The following is a 19,024-nucleotide window of genomic DNA, read 5'->3' on the forward strand; positions in this document are numbered from 1 at the left end:
AGGTGCTACGCCCGGTCTGCAGGGTTATGGAAAGGTCCCTGTGCCGACTAAAGAGCCAGGCCAGGGGCCATTTTCACTTACGCTTCTTCTTCTCGCGGATATGCACGGAGATCTGAATGGGCGTGCCCGCGAAGCCGAACTCCTCGCGCAGGCAGCGCTCCAAATAGCGGCGATAGCCGTGTTCCAGGAAGCCGGTGGCGAAGATCACGAAACGCGGCGGCCTGGTTGAGGCCTGGGTCGCGAAGAGAATCCTCGGCTGCTTGCCGCCTCGCAAGGGATGCGGGTGCGCGGCCTGAACCTTGCCCAGGAAGGAGTTGAGCTTGCCAGTCGGTATGCGCTTGTCCCATGATTCCAGAGCAGTGCGCATGGCCTTGGCCAGCCGGTTGGTGTGCCAGCCGGTCTTGGCAGACAGGTTGACCCGCTCGGCCCAGGTGACCCGGTCGAATTCGGTCTGCCAGAGCCGCTCAAGACGCTGACGGCCGAAGTCGTCCAGCAGATCCCACTTGTTGAAGACCAGGACGATGGCCCGGCCCGCATCCACAGCCTGGCTCATGACCTTCAAGTCCTGGTCGGCGATGGGTTGGGAGGCATCGAAGAGGATCAGCGCCAGTTCCGAGCGTTCGATGGCCGCCTGGGTGCGCAGGCTGGAGTAGTACTCGGCACCCGAGATCTTGTGCAGGCGGCGCTTGATGCCGGCGGTGTCGATGAAGAGCCAATCCTCGCCGTCCACTTGGACCACCTCGTCGACCGGATCTCTGGTGGTGCCGGCCATATCGTGGACCACGGCCCGCTCCTCGTGGGCCAGCTGGTTGAGCAGGGAGGACTTGCCCACGTTGGGCCGGCCGACCAGGGCCACCCGACGCAGCCCCTTCGGGGTGAGGAATCCCGAGGTTTTCTCAGCCTTGCTGAGCTGTTCCAGCGCGGCATCCAGCAGGTCACCTATCCCCCGGCCGTGCATGGCGGAGATGGCATAGGGTTCGCCCAGGCCCAGCTTCCAGAATTCGGAGGCGGTGTAGTCGGCCATCCGGTCATCCAGCTTGTTGACGGCCAGGACGACCGGCTTACCCGCGGCCCGCAGCATGGTGACGATCCGCTCGTCGCTGGCGGTCAGCCCCACCTGGCCATCCACGACCAGAATGACGGCATCAGCCAGGGATACGGCGACCTGTGCCTGGGAGGCGATGGCGGATTCGATGCCCTCCACATCGCTCTCCCAGCCCCCGGTGTCCACCAGCTTGAATTGAGTGCCGGCCCACTCGGCCTCGTAGCTGACGCGATCCCGAGTCACGCCTGGGGTGTCCTCGACCACGGCAGCGCGGCGTCCGAGAATCCTGTTGACCAGGGTGGACTTGCCCACGTTGGGCCTTCCCACCACGGCCAGCACGCCTACGGCTTTGGGGCCTTGATCCTGGTCATCTTGGTTCTCGGAGCCGCCCTCCAGCAGGGCACGGTCCTCCTCGTCCAGCTCATAGTCGTCCAGGTTGCGGGCGTACTGGTCGTAGGAGTCCTCCTCCATAGCCGAGGAGACCAGATCGATCAGGACCTGCAGGGTTTGCTCGAAGGTCAGATCGGAGTTGTCCACGGTGGTCACCCCGTCAGCAGCGCTCATGAAGGAGGTGACCTTGGAATCCCGGGCATCCCGGGCAGCCAGATCCTCGGCGCCGGCTGACCCGGCCTGGGCCTGGCCACTTCGACGGGCTTGGCGGACCTCCTCACGGGCTGTCAGCAGCACACGGACCTGGGCATCAGGGGCCACCACGGTGGTGATGTCCCGTCCCTCGGCCACTACGCCGCGCTCCTGGTCGTCCATGATGGCCCGCTGAGCAGCGATCAGAACCCGTCGCACGGCTGGAATCGAAGAGACCACAGAGACGTGCTCGGAGACCCTGGTAGAGCGTATCTCTTCATCCACATCACGGTCATCCAGGCTGACTCTGGGATGTTCAGGGTCCAGACCCATGACCAGGTGGCCCCCGGTGATGGAATCGGCCACGGCCTCGGTGATCGCCTTCTGGTCGGGCTGGTCTGCGTTCAGGTCTAGTCCGCGGTTCATGCACCAGAGGGTGACCGCCCGGTACATGGCGCCCGTGTCCAGATAGGCCAGTCCGAAATGCTTGGCCAGGGCACGCGAGGTGGAGGACTTGCCCACTCCTGCAGGGCCATCGATGGCGACAGTGATCACAGTCCGACCTCCTTATCCAGTGCCTTAATCTCGGCGGCGGAGAGGACCCGGTAGGAGCCAGGACGAATCTCGCCCAGTCGGATGGGGCCGATCTGGGTGCGCACCAGCCGGGTCACCGGGTAGCCGATGGCGCCGAAGATGCGCCGGACTATCCGGTTCTTGCCCGAGTGCAGGACCACCTTGACGATGGTGTGCTCACGGTTGTGGTCGATGATGGCGCAATGGTCCAAGCGAATCAGGCCGTCGTCCAACTCGACTCCCTGGGTGACCAGCCGTCGGCAGACGTTGCCGCCAATGTGGCCGCTGAGCGTGGCTATATAGGTCTTCTCCACCTCGTAGCGCGGGTGCATGACGTGCTGAGCCAGCTCCCCGTCGTCGGTCATGAGGATCAGGCCCTCGGAGTCATAGTCCAGCCTGCCCATGTGGAAGACTCGCTCGTAGCGGTCCCCGATGATGTCGCGCAGGGTGAACCGGCCCTTGGGGTCGTCCATGGTCGATAGGACCTTGCGGGGCTTGTTCAGGGCCAGTGTGACATGCTTGTCGTTCAGATGGATGCGGGATCCATCCACCCGGATCTGCTGGCGGGAGGGGTCCACCCGGCTGCCCAGCGTGGTGACTAGCTCGCCGTCGACCTCGACCCTGCCCTGGGTGATGATCTGCTCGCATTTGCGACGAGAGCCGAATCCGGCCTGGGCCAGCACCTTTTGGAGGCGGATGCCCTCCTCCCCTTGTTCGCGCGCTCTGATCGCCTGTGTGTATGGATGTGGCATCGTTCTCCCAACGTGGCCTGATAGATATGCAACGGATGACGTTCTGGTCGGCCGCAGCCGCCGAAAGGTCACATTATACTATATCGGAGCCTAGGGAAGTGTTGCTGGTATGGCCTAGGCTGGAAGCTGTTCTTGTTTATCGTCGTCGGAGGGATTGTAAAGGGGGAACATGACTATGGAAACAAACTCTGAGCCAGTTTTTGAGCAGGCCGACGGGCAGGTTGCCGGAAAGCCAGTCCGCAGGCGGATCAAGCCTCGTGATATTCGTTGGATTCGGGCAGCTGCAGAATTGGCGGGCACCTTCCTGATATGTGCGGTCATCTACTTGTCCTACAGCTTCGGCCAGCTGGTCATGGGTCAGCCCAGCGTAGTGCTGCCGGTTCTGGGAACCGCCTTGGCGTACCTGGTTGTGACAGCCGTGCTGGGCAGCGTCTCCGGTGGACACTTCAACCCTGCCGTGACCGTGGCCGCCATGTTCACCTCGCAGATCGGCATCGTGGACGGGCTGATCTACATCGTCGCCCAGGTGATCGGCGCTATTGGTGCTGGTGCGCTCGCAGTGGCTCTTATTCCTGTCAGCAAGTCCTTCCCGGACAAGAACTGGCTCATGCTCTCGGTCAACGGTTTTTCAGAAGGTTCGCCCGCTGCAGCCGCCCTGCGCCAGCAGCACATCGACTTCGGGGCGCCTATGGCCATTGTAGTTGAGCTGATCGGTTGCATAATCGTGGTGGCTGCGGCCATCACCACCCTGCGCTCCGACGGCCGCGCCCGTCGCAACCATGCTCTCTATACCGGGTTGGCCTATGGCGTCGGCGTGCTGGTCACCTACCCCATCACCTGCTCGGGACTGAACCCAGCTCGCTCCACTGGCATCGCCATCTTCGCCCAGTCCAAGCACATGGCTGTCAGCCCGATCTCCCAGCTCTGGCTCTTCTGGATCTGCCCCCTGCTGGCTGCCTCCTTGGTGGCCTTGGTCATCATCATGACCAGCATCGTCACCAACGATATGACTATGCATACCGTGGGCATCGCTATTGATGCTCAGCCAGATGCACAGCCGGGCGTAGAAGCGCAGGCTGACGCCTTTGCTGCCGTAGGTGTCCAGGCTCAGGATCAATCGGATCAAGCATCTTCTTCTTCGGTTCAAACTCCCGCTGCTGATGTTGCCGCCTCGGTTGCCCCTGTAGACAACACCGCTCAAACTGTCGATCTATCGGCTCTGCCCGATGACGATGCTGGCCAGCATGTAGACGCTGATAGAAATGCTGCTGCCCCTGCCGATGCAGGAACCATTCCAGATCTTCAGGCCGAGCCCGTTCACACTGCTCCCGAAAAAGAAGACGCTGACGATTCATCCACTGACAAGCCTACGGAAGGCTGAGTAGTCTGGCCGGAGTCACAGCATCAGCTGAATGCTGGTATAGGTGACCAGAAGGCCAATGCCCAGGCTGATGCTGATGAAGGTATCGAAGGGCACTGACCGTACTTTCCAGGGACTACGATCCTTAAGAATCAGACGCAGGGCACCGCACGCCAGGGCTGCGATGGACACCAGTCCAGTCGCGGCCCAGGTGTATCCGCAGAAGGCAACAAGCGCGGCGATCAGCACCACCATAAAGATGATGCCTTCGCAGATAGGACGACCCTCATGAGCCTCTGAGACGAAGGGATGGCCTTGACCGGATATCTTGGGGGGCTGTGGAGGCTCGCAGGCAGAATTCGAAGTGTCGGAATCAGGTTTGTCCTGGCTAACGGCCTTATCTGTGCCAGCCATACTCCCCACCTTTTGCATACCCAATGACCTCCATCTGCCACTGCACTCGCGCTGCCGGTTCGAGCCTACCAGTGCTGCTGGCGTAATGCGACTGTGTCGTCATCGCCCTTGGACGATGACGACACAGTCGCTATTTCAACAAGGAGTCGCAGCAGTCTGATCAGTTGCTGTGATCGAAGATCAGATGCTCATTGGCGAAGGTGTCGAAGCCCAGGCTGTAGAGCTCGCGGCCATAGCCTGAGTTCTTGACACCGCCGAAGGGCAGTTCGGGCATGGTCACCCATCCGCCGTTGATGAAGGTCATGCCGGTCTCGATGCGACGGGCCAGGGCATCCGCATGGTCGGCGTCCTGGGAGAAAACCACGCCGCCCAGACCATAGCTGGAGTCATTGGCTAGCTCAATGGCCTCATCTTCGTTAGCCACCTTGTAAATGGATGCCACGGGACCGAACATCTCCTGGTTGTAGGCAGGGTTGTCGCGGTCGATGTCCGTCAGAATCGTCGGGGTGAAGAAGGCCCCTCGCGAATCGTAGGGCCTGTTGCCGTAAGCGACTTTGGCTCCCGCAGCCACAGCCTGTTCGACCTGCTTGGCCAGGTTGTCACGGGCGGAGACCATGCACATGGGGGCCAGCGTGGTGTGGGGATTGTTGGGATCGCCTAGAACCGTATGCGAGAAGGCATCGACCATGAGCGAGACGAAATCGTCGTATTGATCTTCCATGACGATGAAGCGCTTGGAGGAGGTGCAGACCTGGCCAGCGTTCATCAGCCTGGCACCTGGGGCCACCTTCTTTAGGAGATCCCAATCAGCATCATCCAGGATGATGAATACGTCGTTGCCGCCCAGCTCCATGGAGGACTTCTTCAGATTGGCTCCTGCCGACTTGGCTACAGAGGCTCCGCCGCGCTCCGATCCCGTCAGGGCCACGCCTGAGACGCGGGGATCGGCGATGGCGCGATCGACCTGGTCATAGTTGACGAAGAGATTAGTCAGGCTCCCCTCAGGGGCTCCTGCCTTGATCACGGTGTCCTGGAAGGCTACAGCCGAGCCTGGCACGTTGGATGCGTGCTTAAGGATCATGGGGTTGCCCAGAATGAAGTTGGGGGCGAACACGCGCATGATCTGGTAGTAGGGGAAATTCCAGGGCTCCACCATGAACACGATGCCCGTGGCTTGCTTGATGTAGTAGGCCTTGCCAGCGGGGTTGTCCAAGAGAACGGGAGCCAGCAGCTCCTCGGCATGGTCCGCGAAGTAGTCAGCGATATTCGCGCACAGCTCTACCTCGGCGAGAGCCTCGCCCGCCAGCTTGCCCATGTCTCTGGTCAGGTTGGCTGCCAGGGCCTCTTCATCCTGACGGAAGAGCCTGGCCACCTGACGCAGCTGTGCGGGACGGTCACCAGCTCCCTTCTGCTTGCGCCAGGTCTTGTAGAGGTCATTGCCACAGGCTAGGGCATTCTCCAGGTCCTCGTCAGTGGCATCCGGGTAAGTTTTGACCAATTCATTAGTGTAGGGATTTACAGTCTGGTAGGTCACTATATCTCCTTAGATTCGTTGACTTCCAGCCAGCGTCTTCGCTGTGTAGTTCATACAGCATAACACCGGTTGATAGCACACGGTCAAGAATCTTTTACCAGGACGTCATCCGGCCGCAAGACCCGGATTCGTCAGTGGAAGAAATGGCGGGTCCCGGTCAGATACATGGTCAGATTGGCTTCCTGAGCAGCCTTGATGACCTCGGGGTCACGGATGGATCCTCCCGGCTGCACCACTGCCCTGATACCAGCCTGGATCAGATACTCCAGCCCGTCTGCGAAGGGGAAGAAGGCGTCGGATGCAGCCACTGAACCTTTGGCACGGTTGCGGCCCTCGTCCAGGGTGTTGGCCCGCTCGACTGCCAGATGACTGGAGTCCACCCTGTTGACCTGGCCCATGCCGATGCCCACAGTGGCTCCTTGATTGGCCAGAAGCACGGCGTTGGACTTGACGGAGCGGATGGCTCGCCAGGCGAAGGTCAGATCATCCATGGTCGCCTGGTCAGCGGGGTTGCCTGAGACCAGCTGCCAGGTGGAGGGATTGTCTCCCGGGGCGTCGATCAGGTCGGGCGTCTGCACCAGGGTTCCCCCGTCGATGGGACGGATGACTGGGCGTTGACGCGGACGGCGTTCCACAGACAGAATGCGCAGGTTCTTCTTGGTTCTCAGCAGGTTCAGGGCCTCGGGCTCATAGCCTGGCGCCACGATCACCTCGGTGAAGACCGGCTTGATCTGCTGGGCCATGGCCACGGTGACCGTGCGGTTGGCGGCGATGACCCCGCCATAGGCGCTCATGGGATCGCAGGCGTGTGCACGGCGATGGGCCTGTGCGATGTCCTCACCCACGGCCAGACCGCAAGGGTTGGAGTGCTTGACTACGGCAACTGCGGGCAGGTCGGGAAAATCCCAGACCGAGCGCCAGGCGGCGTCCGCGTCCACATAGTTGTTGTAGCTCATTTCCTTGGCCCCGCCCAGATGCCTTGCTGCGGCGAAGCCGTCCCGGTCCAGCGGGTCCAGGTAGAGAGCGGCCTTCTGGTGGGGATTTTCCCCATAGCGCAGCTTGTTGGCCAGACGCCATGTGCGAGTAAGCATCTGGGTCGGACCTTGATCTTCGGCCTTATCCTGCTTGTCGTCAACCCAGGTACGTGCTGTCCACTCAGCTATGGCCGCGTCATAGGAAGCAGTCAGGGCGAAGGCTTTCGCAGCCAGACGTCCGCGTTCGGCCTGGCTGAAACCGGCGCCAGAGGCGATCCGCTCGGCAGCCAGGGCGTAGTCGGCTGGATCCGTGACCACGGCTACGCTGGCATGGTTCTTGGCAGCGGCTCGGATCATGGCGGGACCACCGATGTCGATGCGCTCCAGGCACTGGCCCGCATCGGCCCCCTCAAGGACAGTCTGTTCGAAAGGATAGAGATTGACCACCAGCAGGTCGAAGGGGGCTATGCCCAGATCCTTGAGTTGCTGGGCATGATCAGGGTTGGTCATGTCGGCGAGCAGCCCGGCGTGGATGTGCGGATCCAGGGTTTTGACCCGGCCATCTAGGCTCTCGGGAAAACCGGTGACCTCTTCCACTGGGGTGACCTGGACGCCCAGGTCCTGCAGCTTCTTTGCGGTGCTGCCAGTGGAGACGACCTCGGTGCCTGCCTGACGGAAGGCCGATGCCAGGGCCTCAAGCCCCTGCTTGTGGTAGACCGAGACCAGCGCTCGGTTAATGGTTCGATTCGTGGTGACCATGGAAACTCCTACTCCTTTGCTTGAATGCCGAGGCGCCCTGCCATCCTCGGATCTACTTGCCTGGTCTGCGGGTGGACGAGACCTGTCGTGGTGTGTCTGGCCGGTCGGTTGCCTTGGGTTCCTTTCCCTCCTGACCGCGTGATTGATTTTGCTGTTCCTTGTTATCCGCATTGGCAGAAGTCTTTTTGGCATCCGCTTGGCGTATATAGGCGATCAGGGCGTCCTTTATGCTTATCAGGGCAGCGATGATGAGGGCCAACAGCCATACGCTTAGCAGGCCGACCCCCAGAGAGGTTCCGATCATGCGCAGAGAGGAGGCTACGGGCACTCCTACCCCGGCCAGCCGCTGCTGGCCAAGAGCCCCGTTGGAGAGTTGGAAAAGCAGAGCCAGACCAAGCACGGTGACCAACCAGGTCATGGCCATGGCCAGTGTTGATGTAAGGAAGCAGACTGCGGTATCAAGGGACTTCAGTCCTGCTTGGCGCACAACATCGTGGATTCTGACTCCCCATGGTCCGGTGAGCAGCAGAATGCCAGCAACCACTCCAGCCAGCAGAGGCAGATTGAGCAGGAGCAGACGAACCTCTTGCCGGGAGACCGGCTCTGGGAAGAGTCCAAAGAGGGGCAGCGACGGCAGACTTGAGGCGTGGCCGGACCAGAGGGTGAAGGTCGCCAGCTGGCCGATGGTAAAACCGTCTCCGAAGAGCCAGGAGGCAGCCCAGATGATCAGATTGGGCAGCCAAGCCATGGAAGCCAAACTGGTCGTTACAGCCGAGGCGGCGCCCATACGCGTCAGTTTGAACAGGCGGCCTACGTCTCCGTGGTAGACAATGATCCAGACGATCAGGGTGATTAGGCCAGCGACCAGCATGGCAGCCAAGAGCATCAAACCCGTTGTGAGGCCAAGCCGAATGGTTCTGCGGGCTTGGACCGGCAAGGCCTCTTTGAAGCGTTTGGCGAAGGTCTGACGGAATGGCTCGGAGCGCACCCAGGCCCAGCCGTAGCCCAACAGGAAGACCAGGCTGGTCCGCAAAAGAATAACCAGGGTGGTATCAATCTGGATGGTCTGGCTGCCCTGCATGAGGATGAGGCTGAACAACGTCCAAACGACAAGGCCGACGAAGCAGCCGCCGACGGACATGCCTAGTCGACCGACTAGTGAGCGGATTATCCAAATCAGCAGACCGGTCAGCAACAGGGGGATGACGGTCAGGGTCAGAGCCCCAGCAGTGAACCCGCAGCCCTGGGTGAGCAGGGTGATGGTTTCCGTTAGGGCCACGGTGGCCATCGACAGGGAAGGGCCGCCTTCCTCGATGGAGATGATGAGCAAGAGCAGGGCCATGCAGGCGCCGAGAGCGACGGTGTAGATAAGCATGGCCAGAAAGGCCTCGAGAGCCCCCCGGAGCCATGCTTTCACCCTGTCGGTCATATGATGGCATGCTCCCGTAGCAGGTCGCGGGTCAGCTGGGCGGTCTCGCCGGGCGTGGTGCCTACTTTGATGCCGACGGACTCCAGCACTTCCTTTTTGTCTGCTGCTGTGCCCTTGCCTCCCGAGATGATAGCTCCGGCGTGACCCATCTGTTTGCCCTCAGGAGCGGTGAAGCCGGCAATGTAGGCCACGATGGGCTTGGTCATGTGGGTGGAGGCCCAGTGGGCAGCCTCCTGCTCAGCTGAGCCGCCAATCTCGCCGATCATGACGCAGGCCTTGGTTTCAGGATCGCGGTTGAAGGCCTGAAGCGCCTCTAGCATGGTGGTGCCCACAATGGGATCGCCGCCGACGCCCAGGCAGGCAGTGAAGCCAATGTGGGCCAGCTCCCCCATGAGCTGATAGGTCAGGGTGCCGGACTTGGAGACCAGTCCCAGAGGGCCGCGACCGGCGATGCCCTGCGGAATGATGCCCAAGTCTACGCCAACACCGTTGGGCCGGTCGGACATGGTCATCAGTCCTGGGCAGTTGGGGCCGACGATGCGGCAGCCGCGTTCCCTGGCAAGGGCCACGCAGTAAGCGGTATCAGCCACAGGAATTCCCTCGGTAATGACTACGATCAAGGTGATGCCGGCTTCGATGGCCTCGACCATGGCATCCTTGGCGAATCTAGGCGGAACGAAGACCACGGAAGTGCTGGCCCCGGTCGCCTGTCGGGCTGCCGAACAATCAGCGTATACAGGCACATGACGAGTCTGGCCGTCCGGATCATCGAAGTTGATTGTCATACCGGCCTTGCGGGAGTTGACTCCGGCCAGAATATTGGTGCCTGCCACCATCATGCGGGCTGTATGGACCATGCCCTGATGACCGGTCATGCCCTGGACTATGACGGGGGCGCCGTCTTCAATGAAGAGGGTCATCGTCCCGTCTCCTTCCCTGCCTGAGCGGCCAGAGCCACGGCCTGGTCCGCCGCCTCCTCCATGGTGCGGGCCACCTTGAGCCTAGGTTGTTGGGCTTTGGCCAGCAGGTCCAGCCCTTGAGCAGCCTCATTGCCGTCGAATCGAACCACGATAGGCCGGGCGTCCTCCTGATCCTGCTTGCCTGCAGCTTCCACGATGGCCAGGATGCCCTGGGCCACCTGTTGGCAGGAGGTGATGCCTCCGTAGACGTTGACCATGACCGAACGGACTTGAGGGTCGGAGAGGACCACGTCCAGGCTGTTGCGCATGACCTCAGGAGAGGCGCCGCCGCCGATGTCCAGGAAGTTGGCCGGTCCGACAGGAACGCCCTGCTGACGTCCTGACCCGGCGATCGCATCCAAGGAGCTCATGACCAGTCCTGCGCCGTTGCCGATAACACCCACCTGGCCGTCCAAATGGACGTAGTGCAGGCCTGCTGCTTTGGCCTTGGCTTCCAAGGGATCGACCTGCGCCGGGTCCGTGAACCGCTTCCAGCCGTCGTGCCGGAAGGCTGCGTTACCATCTAGAGAAATCTTCGCATCGAGGGCATCCAGGTGCTTGGTAGCCTCGTCGTCGGGATCGCCCACCTTGGCGAGGGGGTTGATCTCGACCAGGGTTGCATCGCTGTCCTGGAAGGTGTGCCACATGCCCAGAAGAATCTGCGCAGCCTGATCCAGATCGGCATGGTAGAAGCCGATGCGCTCGGCCATGGTGCGGGCGGCCTGTCTGTCGAAATCCTCCAGGGGGCCGATGTGCAGGCGCCGGACGGATTCGGGGTGCTCGCGGGCGATGGTCTCCACCTCGGTCCCGCCGCTGGCCGTGGCCAGGACATCATAATCCCGGGAGGTGCGGTCCACCGAAATGGACAGGTAGTACTCATGCAGAATGTTGCGGGCTTCGGTGACCAGGATCCCTCTGACCGGATGGCCGTCGATGTTCATAGGCAGGATGGTTTCGGCCAGAGCCACAGCCTGCTCGTGATTCTCGGCTCGCTTGACGGCTCCCGCCTGTCCCCTGTGTCCGATGGTGGCCTGACCCTTGATCATGCAGGGATAGCCGATGACATCGGCCGCTTGCCCGACCTCTTCCGCGGTTGAGGCATAGACGGCCCTTGGCTGGGATATGCCATGCTCAGCGAGCAGCTGCCTGGCCTGGTATTCATACAAATCCATAATGAAGATCCTTTAATCGCGCTCAGGCAGGCATGTTCATCAGGCAGGTGACCGGGTAGGCACCTAGGGCCTTGCGGCCATCGAGGCCGTTGAGTTCCATGACGAAGCTGAATCCGGCCACTTGGCCTCCGGCCTGCTCCACTAGACGTGCAGCTGCTTGGGCGGAACCTCCGGTGGCGATAAGGTCGTCCACGATCAGGACTCGCTGACCTGGTTGCAAGCAGTTCTGTTCGATCTCGATGCGGGCATTGCCGTATTCAAGGGCGTATTCCTGGCTGTAGGTGGGTTCTGGAAGCTTGCCGGCCTTGCGCATGGGCAGGAAGCCCTTGCCCAGATCGCTGGCCAACTGGGGGCCGATAAGAAAGCCGCGGGCCTCAAGTCCGGCTACCAGGTCGAAGTCCTCTGGCTTCACGGGCAGGGTGCGCTTCATGGCATCAAGGATGATGGCCAATCCCCTGGGATCCGACATGGCCGGGATGAAGTCCCTGAAGAGGATCCCCTTCTTGGGAAAGTCCGGAATGGTACGGATTAATGAGATCAGATAAGCGGCGTCGTCATCGCCAACCTGCTTAAGCTCTCCAACCTTGATATCGTCCGATTGAGCCATGATCTTCTTTCTGTCTTGCTCCTTGGAAGTGGTTGCCGAGGCCATCATACGCGTGCCTCGTTTCCGGTCAGAGTCAGCCTGACGGAAAGTGTGGCGCACGGATAGTATTCAGGATTTCGCTGAAGTCGAATCCGAGGATTCAGAATCCTTGGATGCCTCCGATCCATTAGCGTCATCGGACTTCTCTGCAGTCTCCGTCTTGTCTGATTCGCCTTCCGACTTCTGCTCTGGATTCGACCCGGATTCGTCCGCGTTCTTATGCTCACCCTTATCGGATTCCTCATCAGAGTCTTGAGAGTCTTGCGCGGCGGTATCGTCGGAAGCGGTTTCGTTACCATCGGCATCAGTGACCAAGACGGGGGCATCCGCATCCTTGGACTGATCGTCATCCTGCTCGGGCAGGGGGTTGCCGTTTTCGTCAACCTCGTCGTCGTGGACGTAGGCAGGGACGATGGGCGGCTGGGTGATGGCCTGGATGCGCCAGCGGGACTGCGAACCCTCGGAGTCGATGACCACCTGCTCCTTCTCCAGATCCACCGAGACGATCTTGCCCAGAAGACCGGAAGCTGTGGCCACTTCGTCACCGGGTTGCAGGGACTGACGGAAGTCCTGGACGGCGGCCTGCTGCTGCTTGCTCTTGCGGGAGCTTCCCCACATCATGGCGATCATCAGGGCGATGATGGCGATCATGAAAATCATGGATCCCATGGTTGCTTTCACTCCTTGCTTTGGCGGGCATCAAACGACGATGTGCATTGCTGCGAAGACACCAGTCTAGAACAGCTTCATGACATCCTCGGGCGGTTTCCGACCCAGGTGCTCCCAGGCCTTCGAAGTGGCTACACGCCCCTTTGGGGTGCGTACCAGGAAGCCCTCGCGCACCAGGTAGGGCTCGCAGACTGTTTCGACTGTCTCGGCTTCCTCGCCAACCATGGCGGCCAGGTTATTCAGGCCTACGGGCCCGCCGTCGAAACTGTTGACAATGGCCTTGAGGACTGCCAGATCAAGACGATCCAGTCCCTCGGAGTCAATCTGGTAGAGGGCCAGAGCCTCCTTGACATCAGCGGGGCCTACCTGGTCAAGATCGTGGACTATGGCCCAGTCGCGGACGCGGCGCAGGAGGCGGTTGGCGATCCTGGGCGTACCCCGGGAGCGCAGGGCCAGCTGATGAGCGGCGTCATCCTGCAGGACAATTCCCAGCACCTTGGCTGAGCGTTCAATCAGCTTCTCCAACTCCTCCTCCGGGTAGAAGTCCAGATGAGCGGTGAAGCCGAAACGAGCTCTCAGTGGCGAGGGCAGCATACCTTCACGGGTTGTGGCGCCGATAACCGTGAACCTGGGCAGGGTCAGCGGAATGGAGGAGGCTCCGGGGCCCTTGCCTACCATGACATCCACTCGGAAATCTTCCATGGCGATGTAGAGCAGCTCCTCGGCGGCCCTGGGCAGGCGGTGGATCTCATCGATGAAAAGCACCTCGCCTGCCTCTAAAGAGCTCAGGATAGAGGCTAGGTCTCCGGCATGCTGAACGGCAGGCCCTGAGGTGACGCGAATGGGCACCTCCAGCTCGTGGGCAACGATCATAGCCAGAGTGGTTTTGCCCAAGCCGGGAGGGCCCGCCAGAAGGATGTGATCGGGGGCCACGTCCCGCTTTCGGGCGGCCTTCAGAAAGAGGCCAAGCTGGGCTTTGAGCCGGGGCTGGCCGATGAATCCCTCCAGAGTTTCAGGACGCAGCTCCTCGTCGCTGACCGGTTCGCCTTCAATGGGCCGGGCTGAGACCATCCGCAGGGATTCCTCCTGGGCATCGCCGTTCTGGGTACCCGAGCGCTCAACGGATATCTGCTTGTCAGCCATGGGTCAGCGCCCCCGATCCAGCCGGGTCAGAGACTGCTTGAGCACCTTGGGAATGTCGGCCGACTGCAGGGGCAGGGCGTAGCCGCCCTCGCTGCAGGTCTGCTCCACGGCCTGCTCGGCATCACGCTGGAGCCAGCCCAGGGAGATCAGTCCCTCAACCACCTGATGGGCGCCATCGTCAGTCTGTGCTGGCCCCTGTCTACCAGTGCCAGCATCCAAATCCAGTTTGCCGGAGAGCTCGAGGATGATCTTCTGAGCGCCCTTCTTGCCTAGGCCTGGCGCACGGGACAGGGTAGCAGCATCGCCATCGGCCACGGCCTGGGCCAGTTGGTCTGAGTTCAGGGTGGCGAGGATGGACAGGGCCACGCGCGGTCCGATGCCGCTGACCTTCTGCAGCTGAGCGAAGAGGGATTTGGAGGAGCGGCTGAGGAATCCGTACAGAGTCAGCGCGTCCTGGGTCAGCGACAATGCTGTGTAGACGGTGACTGTGGATTCGGCCCGCATAGCGGCTAGATCCGACTGGGGCATATGAACCTCGAAACCCACTCCCGAAACGTTGATGACGGCAGAACCCGTTTCGATGGCGGCCACCCGCCCGGTCAACATTGCCAGCACTTGATCACCCTTCGATGAAATCGAACGCCTGTTCGAATCAGCTTACATGTCTCGCTGGACTCCTCGGTGCTTGCCGTACTTTGCGGAGGCTTGAGCCCACTGGCGCTGAGCCTGAGTGAGATGCTCCTCGCGCTCCCCGCCCTGGATGGCCCCAGCAGGTCTTAGGGCATGGCAGATGGCCTGTGCCAGGGCGTCGGCTGCATCAGCGGGTTTAGGCAGCTGATTAAGCCCTAGGATGCGGGTCACCATCCGCTGCACCTGGATCTTGTCAGCCTGGCCGTTGCCGGTCACGGCCATCTTGGCCTCGGTGGGTGTGTGCAGGGCTACGGGAATGCCACGCTGCGCCGCCCCCAGCATGGCCAACCCGGCTGCCTGTGCAGTTCCTAGCACGGTGTTGTGATTGGATTGGGCAAAGACCCGCTCGATGGAGACCACATCCGGGCTGAAACGATCCAGGGCGGCAGTCAGACCCTGGTAGATGGCCAGCAGCCGCAGGTCCTGGCTCTGCTCGGGATCTGAGCGCACGACATCCACATGAATAAAGGAAAGCCGGCGCGATGCACCGGCTTCAATGACGCCAACGCCGCATCGGGTGAGCCCCGGATCGACGCCGAGAACAATCATAAAATCACTCGTCGTCCAACTGGGCCATGACCTCATCGGGCGCAGTCCAGTTGCTGTAGATCTCCTGCACGTCGTCCAGATCATCCAGATTGTCGATCAACTTGGAGACCTTGCGTGCGGAGTCGAGGTCCAGGGTGACCTCGCTCTTGGGGTTGAGGACCAGGTCGGCGGAGTCGTAGTCCATGCCTGCATCCTGCAGTGCCTTGCGCACGGTGACCATGTCGCCAGGGGCAGTCAGCACGGTGTAGCTGTCGCCGTTGTCCTGTACGTCCTCGGCACCGGCCTCGGCGGCCTTCTCGAAGACCGTGTCGTAGTCCAGGCCCTGCGAAGGGACGATGATCTGTCCCTTGCGCTCGAAGTTGAAGCTGACCGACCCGTTCTGTGCCAGGGAGCCGCCGCCCTTGGTCAGGGTGGAACGGACCTCGGCTGCCGCGCGGTTGCGGTTGTCGGTCAGGCACTCAATGATGATCCCTACGCCTGCGGGAGCATAGCCCTCGTAGACGATGGTCTCGTAGTTGGCCGCTCCGGCCTCCTCGCCCGAGCCGCGCTTGACGGCCCTGGTAATGTTGTCTGCGGGCACGGAGGACTTCTTGGCCTTGACGATGGCGTCGTAAAGGGTGGGGTTTCCGTCGGGGTCACCGCCGCCGGTTCGGGCAGCGATCTCGATGTTCTTGATCAACTTGGCGAAGAGCTTGCCACGCTTGGCGTCGATGGCTGCCTTCTTGTGCTTGGTGGTCGCCCACTTCGAATGCCCTGACATATGTCTCCTGACGGTACGAATGCGTAAACGAATGGAATTCTAGTTCCGCTCTTTGACAATTTTACGGGTTTTGGAGCCCTTCCGTGGGGCTTCATCGCAAGGAGAACCAGCCTTACGACCCACCAGTCTGCCCAGCAGGCCACGGCGATGATCAGGCCGGGCAGCCAGGGCACGGGCGTAGACATCCAGTACCTGGTCGGTGACCCGTTCCCAGTCATAGTCACAGGCCCGGCGCATTCCGCATGAGGCCAGATCCAGGCGCGTGGCTCGGTCGTCCAGCAGGCCCAGGACCACCCGTGCGCAGTCCTGGGGGTCTCCGGTGGCGAACAGACGCGCGCTATAGCCGTTCTGGGAGACATCCTTGAAGGCCGGAAGGTCCGAGGCAACCACCGGGCATCCTGCAGCCATGGCCTCGACAAGAACGATGCCAAAGCTCTCCCCCCCGGTCTGCGGGGCCACATACATGCCCAGGCTGTGGTAGAAGGCAGCCTTGTCCTCGTCGCTGATCCGACCAAGGAAAGTGAAGTGCTGGGCCAGTCCGGGATCGACGGCCTCAAGTATTTTCCGGGCCTCCGTCTGGCCGTCGCCAGCACAAAGGAAGCGGGCTCCGGGCACGCGCTGTAGTATGGCGGGTGCGGCCTGGGCCAGGATTTTAAACCCCTTGCGTTCCTCCTTCATCCTTCCCAGGAATCCGATGGTGGGCTGCCGCTCGCTCCCCTGCCATTCTGGGCGCGGCTGGGCATTGCGCAGGGTTCCGGTTTCGATGCCGTTGGGAATGATTTGGCTGGGTATGCCCGGCTCCAGCAGATTCTTGGCGTTCTGCATGGCCGAGGGGCTGACGAAGATGGCCTGGCTAATGTTGGCCAGGTATCGGCGCAGGTAGCGCCTGGTCAGCCTCAAAGCCAGCGGGGTTGAATCGAAAGCCGCGTGGAAGGTGGCTACATAGGGGCAGGGAATGAATCCGGGCCTCAGAGGCTTGTGGCTCAGGGAGGGCACCTCGGGCTCGTGCAGGTGCAGAATATCGAAGTGGCCCTGCCTGACCCACTGCCGGGTCTTGTGGCCAGCCACGCCAAAGTAGCTCAGGTTGGCCACGGATCCGTTGTAGGGAATGGAAAAGGAGGAGCCGGTGGTATGCACCCAGAGGGGCATGTCCTGGGTGCGCCGGCCCGGGGCCAGTACCTGCACCTGGTGGCCACGGTCCATAAGATGTCTGGCGAAGTCTCGGATGTGCAGTTGGACGCCACCTGGGGTCTCGAAAGAGTAGGGCGAGATGATACCCACCCGCAGGGGCGCCTTGATGGCGGCCCGCTCTGTCTCCTGCTCAGGTTTTTGCTCGGGTGCCTTCATGCCCGTCACCTCCCTTGTTCTTGGATGCCTGGGCCAGGATGAAGTCCGGCAGGTCGTGCATCCGGGAAAGATCCAGATCCTCAAGGAAAATCGGCTGGAGCATGTGCCAGTCCTCGGGATGCTCGCGAATGCCCTGGGCCCACTGGTCCACCCAGGCTTGGGTCAGGTCGTTGATGGCCTGCTCCCGGGGCATGTCCAGGTAGGGTTCGATGGCGATGGGCCCGTCCACCTGGCAGACATAGCCGTAGGGAGCCTTAGCCTGCCGCCGGCGCTCCCCCGTCAGCTTTTCCCTGTGCATATTCACGGTATAGAGGGGCAGACGGGCATCCAGGGCAATGACGGCAGGACCTGCGGCCACGCGAATCCAGGAGTCGAAGGCCTTGACAAAGACGCCTCGGCGGCTCAGGTCGCGGTCGGCCAGCAGGGGCACCACCTGGTCAGGCTTACGCAACAGGGTTGTCAGACGGCCGGTGATGTCCGGCTCACCGGTCAGCAGGATGTTCATGCCCAAGCGGCGACGGATGTCCGCGAAGGTGTTGAGCATCCCCTGGTCCCTCAGCCGCTCGGCCACCGTGGTGACCTGGCCGACAGTGGAACAAGCCCAGAAGCCTGCGTAGTCCCAGTTGCCCTGGTGACCCATGCCGATGGGCAGGGAGCGCAGCCCGATGTCGCGCTTGGCTGGATCCGGGTAGGCGCTGCCGCCACCGTGTATGCGTGCCAGCAGCTGCTCCTTGGTGCGGGCACCAACGGTCAGCGCCTCTACGAAGTAGACAAAGTAAGAGCGCATGCCCTTGCGTGAGGTCTGCCTTAGAACGTGGTGGTCGGCCTCTGTCATGACGTGGGCCAGGTTGCGCTCCAGCTGTCTGACGCCCCCCACCCGCAGCAGCCAGCAAAGGTCGGCTGCTGCCAGGAAGAGGCCGCGCAGGAGCCCCTCGGGCACCAGGCGCGCGTGCTGCGCAAGAAAGATGAGCAGTCGGTCCGGCATTGGTTCACTCGTGGTTGGGGTTGGCGGGCTGCGGGTTTCGGCTCATATCCTTGGCGACGTGGCTGATCCGCTGCCAAACGGTGACGATGCCCAGGAGGGCCAGCAGGACCAGGAAGCAGCTGAGCACTGCCAGGGGCAGGCCGGCCCCCGTCAGGGCCATGCCCACCAGGATGATGACCAGTCGGTCAGACCTGGTGGCGATGCCGTTCTTGGCCTCGAAGCCCTCGGCCTCGGCCCGGGCCCGGGCGTAGGACGTGACGAAGGAGGTCATGATGGCAAAGAGCGCAGCAGCCATGCCGGCCTGGGCCCAGATGTCGGGACCCTGGTGGCTGCCATCAGCCAGCCAGGCCAATTCGTGGCGACGCAGAAAGATGATGACTCCGGTCAGGACGGCCCAGTCGGCTATCCGATCAAGGGTGGAATCCAAGAAGCCTCCAAACTGCGTGCCCCCGCCGGTCAGCGCGGCCACGGAACCATCAAGGGAATCGAAGGCCACCAGAATAGCCAGGACGATGGCCCCGGGCAGGAGCCGGCCGGTGAACCCGGTCACGATGGCGACCAGTGTAGTGCCTACGGCTCCGATGATCGTGACGCCGTTGGCACTCACGCCCAGATGGACCAGGCCGCGGGCGATGGGGGCGATGATGCGCTTCCAAGGGCGCCGTAGATGTTCGAACATCGG

Annotated in this window: 18 protein-coding genes; 1 reads left to right on the top strand and 17 read right to left on the bottom strand. The window is 61.8% G+C overall.

All coding sequences use genetic code 11. The features are described 5' to 3' along the window. Window positions 1-73: 73 nt before the first annotated feature. Window positions 74-2,182, bottom strand: a complete 2,109-nt coding sequence (gene der, locus ACUIAD_RS06465; RefSeq protein ID WP_445343107.1) for a bifunctional cytidylate kinase/GTPase Der — start codon at window positions 2,180-2,182, stop codon at window positions 74-76. Further along, on the bottom strand, window positions 2,179-2,952 hold the full coding sequence (locus ACUIAD_RS06470) for a pseudouridine synthase (RefSeq protein ID WP_015021805.1): 774 nt from the start codon (window positions 2,950-2,952) through the stop codon (window positions 2,179-2,181). The genes der and ACUIAD_RS06470 overlap by 4 nt, the downstream gene beginning before the upstream one ends. 169 nt (window positions 2,953-3,121) lie before the next feature. Between ACUIAD_RS06470 and ACUIAD_RS06475 the strand changes: the two genes are divergently transcribed. Next, window positions 3,122-4,333 (top strand): MIP/aquaporin family protein, encoded by a 1,212-nt coding sequence (locus ACUIAD_RS06475; protein ID WP_445343108.1) that lies wholly within the window; start codon window positions 3,122-3,124, stop codon window positions 4,331-4,333. A gap of 15 nt (window positions 4,334-4,348) precedes the next feature. Here ACUIAD_RS06475 and ACUIAD_RS06480 read toward each other — a convergent pair whose 3' ends face one another. The 15 genes from ACUIAD_RS06480 to pgsA form a co-directional block, all read right to left on the bottom strand. Next, window positions 4,349-4,726, bottom strand: a complete 378-nt coding sequence (locus ACUIAD_RS06480; protein ID WP_309146213.1) for a DUF3017 domain-containing protein — start codon at window positions 4,724-4,726, stop codon at window positions 4,349-4,351. 160 nt (window positions 4,727-4,886) lie between these two features. Continuing rightward, window positions 4,887-6,260, bottom strand: a complete 1,374-nt coding sequence (locus tag ACUIAD_RS06485; RefSeq protein ID WP_445343109.1) for an NAD-dependent succinate-semialdehyde dehydrogenase — start codon at window positions 6,258-6,260, stop codon at window positions 4,887-4,889. 131 nt (window positions 6,261-6,391) lie between these two features. After that, the gene (gene purH, locus ACUIAD_RS06490) at window positions 6,392-7,993 is read right to left on the bottom strand and encodes a bifunctional phosphoribosylaminoimidazolecarboxamide formyltransferase/IMP cyclohydrolase (protein ID WP_110452076.1); all 1,602 of its coding nucleotides are present in this window, start codon (window positions 7,991-7,993) and stop codon (window positions 6,392-6,394) included. A gap of 52 nt (window positions 7,994-8,045) precedes the next feature. Continuing rightward, complete coding sequence (locus ACUIAD_RS06495) at window positions 8,046-9,422, bottom strand: cell division protein PerM (RefSeq protein WP_445343110.1); 1,377 nt, start codon at window positions 9,420-9,422, stop codon at window positions 8,046-8,048. After that, the gene (gene sucD / locus ACUIAD_RS06500) at window positions 9,419-10,342 is read right to left on the bottom strand and encodes a succinate--CoA ligase subunit alpha (RefSeq protein WP_445343111.1); all 924 of its coding nucleotides are present in this window, start codon (window positions 10,340-10,342) and stop codon (window positions 9,419-9,421) included. Before sucD ends, ACUIAD_RS06495 begins: the two co-directional genes overlap by 4 nt. Continuing rightward, window positions 10,339-11,553 (bottom strand): ADP-forming succinate--CoA ligase subunit beta, encoded by a 1,215-nt coding sequence (gene sucC / locus ACUIAD_RS06505; protein ID WP_445343112.1) that lies wholly within the window; start codon window positions 11,551-11,553, stop codon window positions 10,339-10,341. The genes sucD and sucC overlap by 4 nt, the downstream gene beginning before the upstream one ends. A 22-nt stretch (window positions 11,554-11,575) precedes the next feature. Continuing rightward, window positions 11,576-12,160, bottom strand: a complete 585-nt coding sequence (locus tag ACUIAD_RS06510; RefSeq protein ID WP_110452295.1) for an adenine phosphoribosyltransferase — start codon at window positions 12,158-12,160, stop codon at window positions 11,576-11,578. A gap of 108 nt (window positions 12,161-12,268) precedes the next feature. After that, window positions 12,269-12,868 (bottom strand): preprotein translocase subunit YajC, encoded by a 600-nt coding sequence (locus tag ACUIAD_RS06515; protein ID WP_445343113.1) that lies wholly within the window; start codon window positions 12,866-12,868, stop codon window positions 12,269-12,271. A gap of 66 nt (window positions 12,869-12,934) precedes the next feature. Next, on the bottom strand, window positions 12,935-14,011 hold the full coding sequence (gene ruvB / locus ACUIAD_RS06520; RefSeq protein ID WP_110452081.1) for a Holliday junction branch migration DNA helicase RuvB: 1,077 nt from the start codon (window positions 14,009-14,011) through the stop codon (window positions 12,935-12,937). A gap of 3 nt (window positions 14,012-14,014) precedes the next feature. After that, window positions 14,015-14,626: a Holliday junction branch migration protein RuvA gene (ruvA, locus tag ACUIAD_RS06525; RefSeq protein ID WP_110452082.1), complete on the bottom strand. Its 612-nt coding sequence runs from the start codon at window positions 14,624-14,626 to the stop codon at window positions 14,015-14,017. Between the two features lie 42 nt (window positions 14,627-14,668). Then, entirely contained in the window at window positions 14,669-15,250 is a 582-nt protein-coding gene (ruvC, locus tag ACUIAD_RS06530) for a crossover junction endodeoxyribonuclease RuvC (RefSeq protein WP_110452083.1), read from the bottom strand. A gap of 4 nt (window positions 15,251-15,254) precedes the next feature. After that, window positions 15,255-16,010 carry a YebC/PmpR family DNA-binding transcriptional regulator gene (locus ACUIAD_RS06535; RefSeq protein WP_110452084.1) on the bottom strand — a complete coding sequence of 252 codons (756 nt, stop codon included), beginning with the start codon at window positions 16,008-16,010 and terminating at the stop codon, window positions 15,255-15,257. A gap of 39 nt (window positions 16,011-16,049) precedes the next feature. After that, window positions 16,050-17,357: a glycosyltransferase family 4 protein gene (locus ACUIAD_RS06540; RefSeq protein ID WP_445343114.1), complete on the bottom strand. Its 1,308-nt coding sequence runs from the start codon at window positions 17,355-17,357 to the stop codon at window positions 16,050-16,052. Next, entirely contained in the window at window positions 17,332-18,342 is a 1,011-nt protein-coding gene (locus ACUIAD_RS06545; RefSeq protein ID WP_110452086.1) for a phosphatidylinositol mannoside acyltransferase, read from the bottom strand. The genes ACUIAD_RS06540 and ACUIAD_RS06545 overlap by 26 nt, the downstream gene beginning before the upstream one ends. A 4-nt stretch (window positions 18,343-18,346) precedes the next feature. Then, window positions 18,347-19,021 carry a phosphatidylinositol phosphate synthase gene (pgsA, locus tag ACUIAD_RS06550; protein ID WP_110452087.1) on the bottom strand — a complete coding sequence of 225 codons (675 nt, stop codon included), beginning with the start codon at window positions 19,019-19,021 and terminating at the stop codon, window positions 18,347-18,349. Between the last annotated feature and the right edge of the window lie 3 nt (window positions 19,022-19,024).

This window comes from Bifidobacterium sp. ESL0819, from assembly GCF_052606245.1.

Coding starts and splice junctions, on each gene's coding strand:
- ACUIAD_RS06470 (WP_015021805.1), bottom strand. CDS start 2,952: ATGCCACATCCATACACACAGGCGATCAGAGCGCGCGAACAAGGGGAG.
- ACUIAD_RS06475 (WP_445343108.1), top strand. CDS start 3,122: ATGACTATGGAAACAAACTCTGAGCCAGTTTTTGAGCAGGCCGACGGG.
- ACUIAD_RS06480 (WP_309146213.1), bottom strand. CDS start 4,726: ATGGCTGGCACAGATAAGGCCGTTAGCCAGGACAAACCTGATTCCGAC.
- purH (WP_110452076.1), bottom strand. CDS start 7,993: ATGGTCACCACGAATCGAACCATTAACCGAGCGCTGGTCTCGGTCTAC.
- ACUIAD_RS06495 (WP_445343110.1), bottom strand. CDS start 9,422: ATGACCGACAGGGTGAAAGCATGGCTCCGGGGGGCTCTCGAGGCCTTT.
- sucD (WP_445343111.1), bottom strand. CDS start 10,342: ATGACCCTCTTCATTGAAGACGGCGCCCCCGTCATAGTCCAGGGCATG.
- sucC (WP_445343112.1), bottom strand. CDS start 11,553: ATGGATTTGTATGAATACCAGGCCAGGCAGCTGCTCGCTGAGCATGGC.
- ACUIAD_RS06510 (WP_110452295.1), bottom strand. CDS start 12,160: ATGGCTCAATCGGACGATATCAAGGTTGGAGAGCTTAAGCAGGTTGGC.
- ACUIAD_RS06515 (WP_445343113.1), bottom strand. CDS start 12,868: ATGGGATCCATGATTTTCATGATCGCCATCATCGCCCTGATGATCGCC.
- ruvB (WP_110452081.1), bottom strand. CDS start 14,011: ATGGCTGACAAGCAGATATCCGTTGAGCGCTCGGGTACCCAGAACGGC.
- ruvC (WP_110452083.1), bottom strand. CDS start 15,250: ATGATTGTTCTCGGCGTCGATCCGGGGCTCACCCGATGCGGCGTTGGC.
- ACUIAD_RS06535 (WP_110452084.1), bottom strand. CDS start 16,010: ATGTCAGGGCATTCGAAGTGGGCGACCACCAAGCACAAGAAGGCAGCC.
- ACUIAD_RS06540 (WP_445343114.1), bottom strand. CDS start 17,357: ATGAAGGCACCCGAGCAAAAACCTGAGCAGGAGACAGAGCGGGCCGCC.
- ACUIAD_RS06545 (WP_110452086.1), bottom strand. CDS start 18,342: ATGCCGGACCGACTGCTCATCTTTCTTGCGCAGCACGCGCGCCTGGTG.
- pgsA (WP_110452087.1), bottom strand. CDS start 19,021: ATGTTCGAACATCTACGGCGCCCTTGGAAGCGCATCATCGCCCCCATC.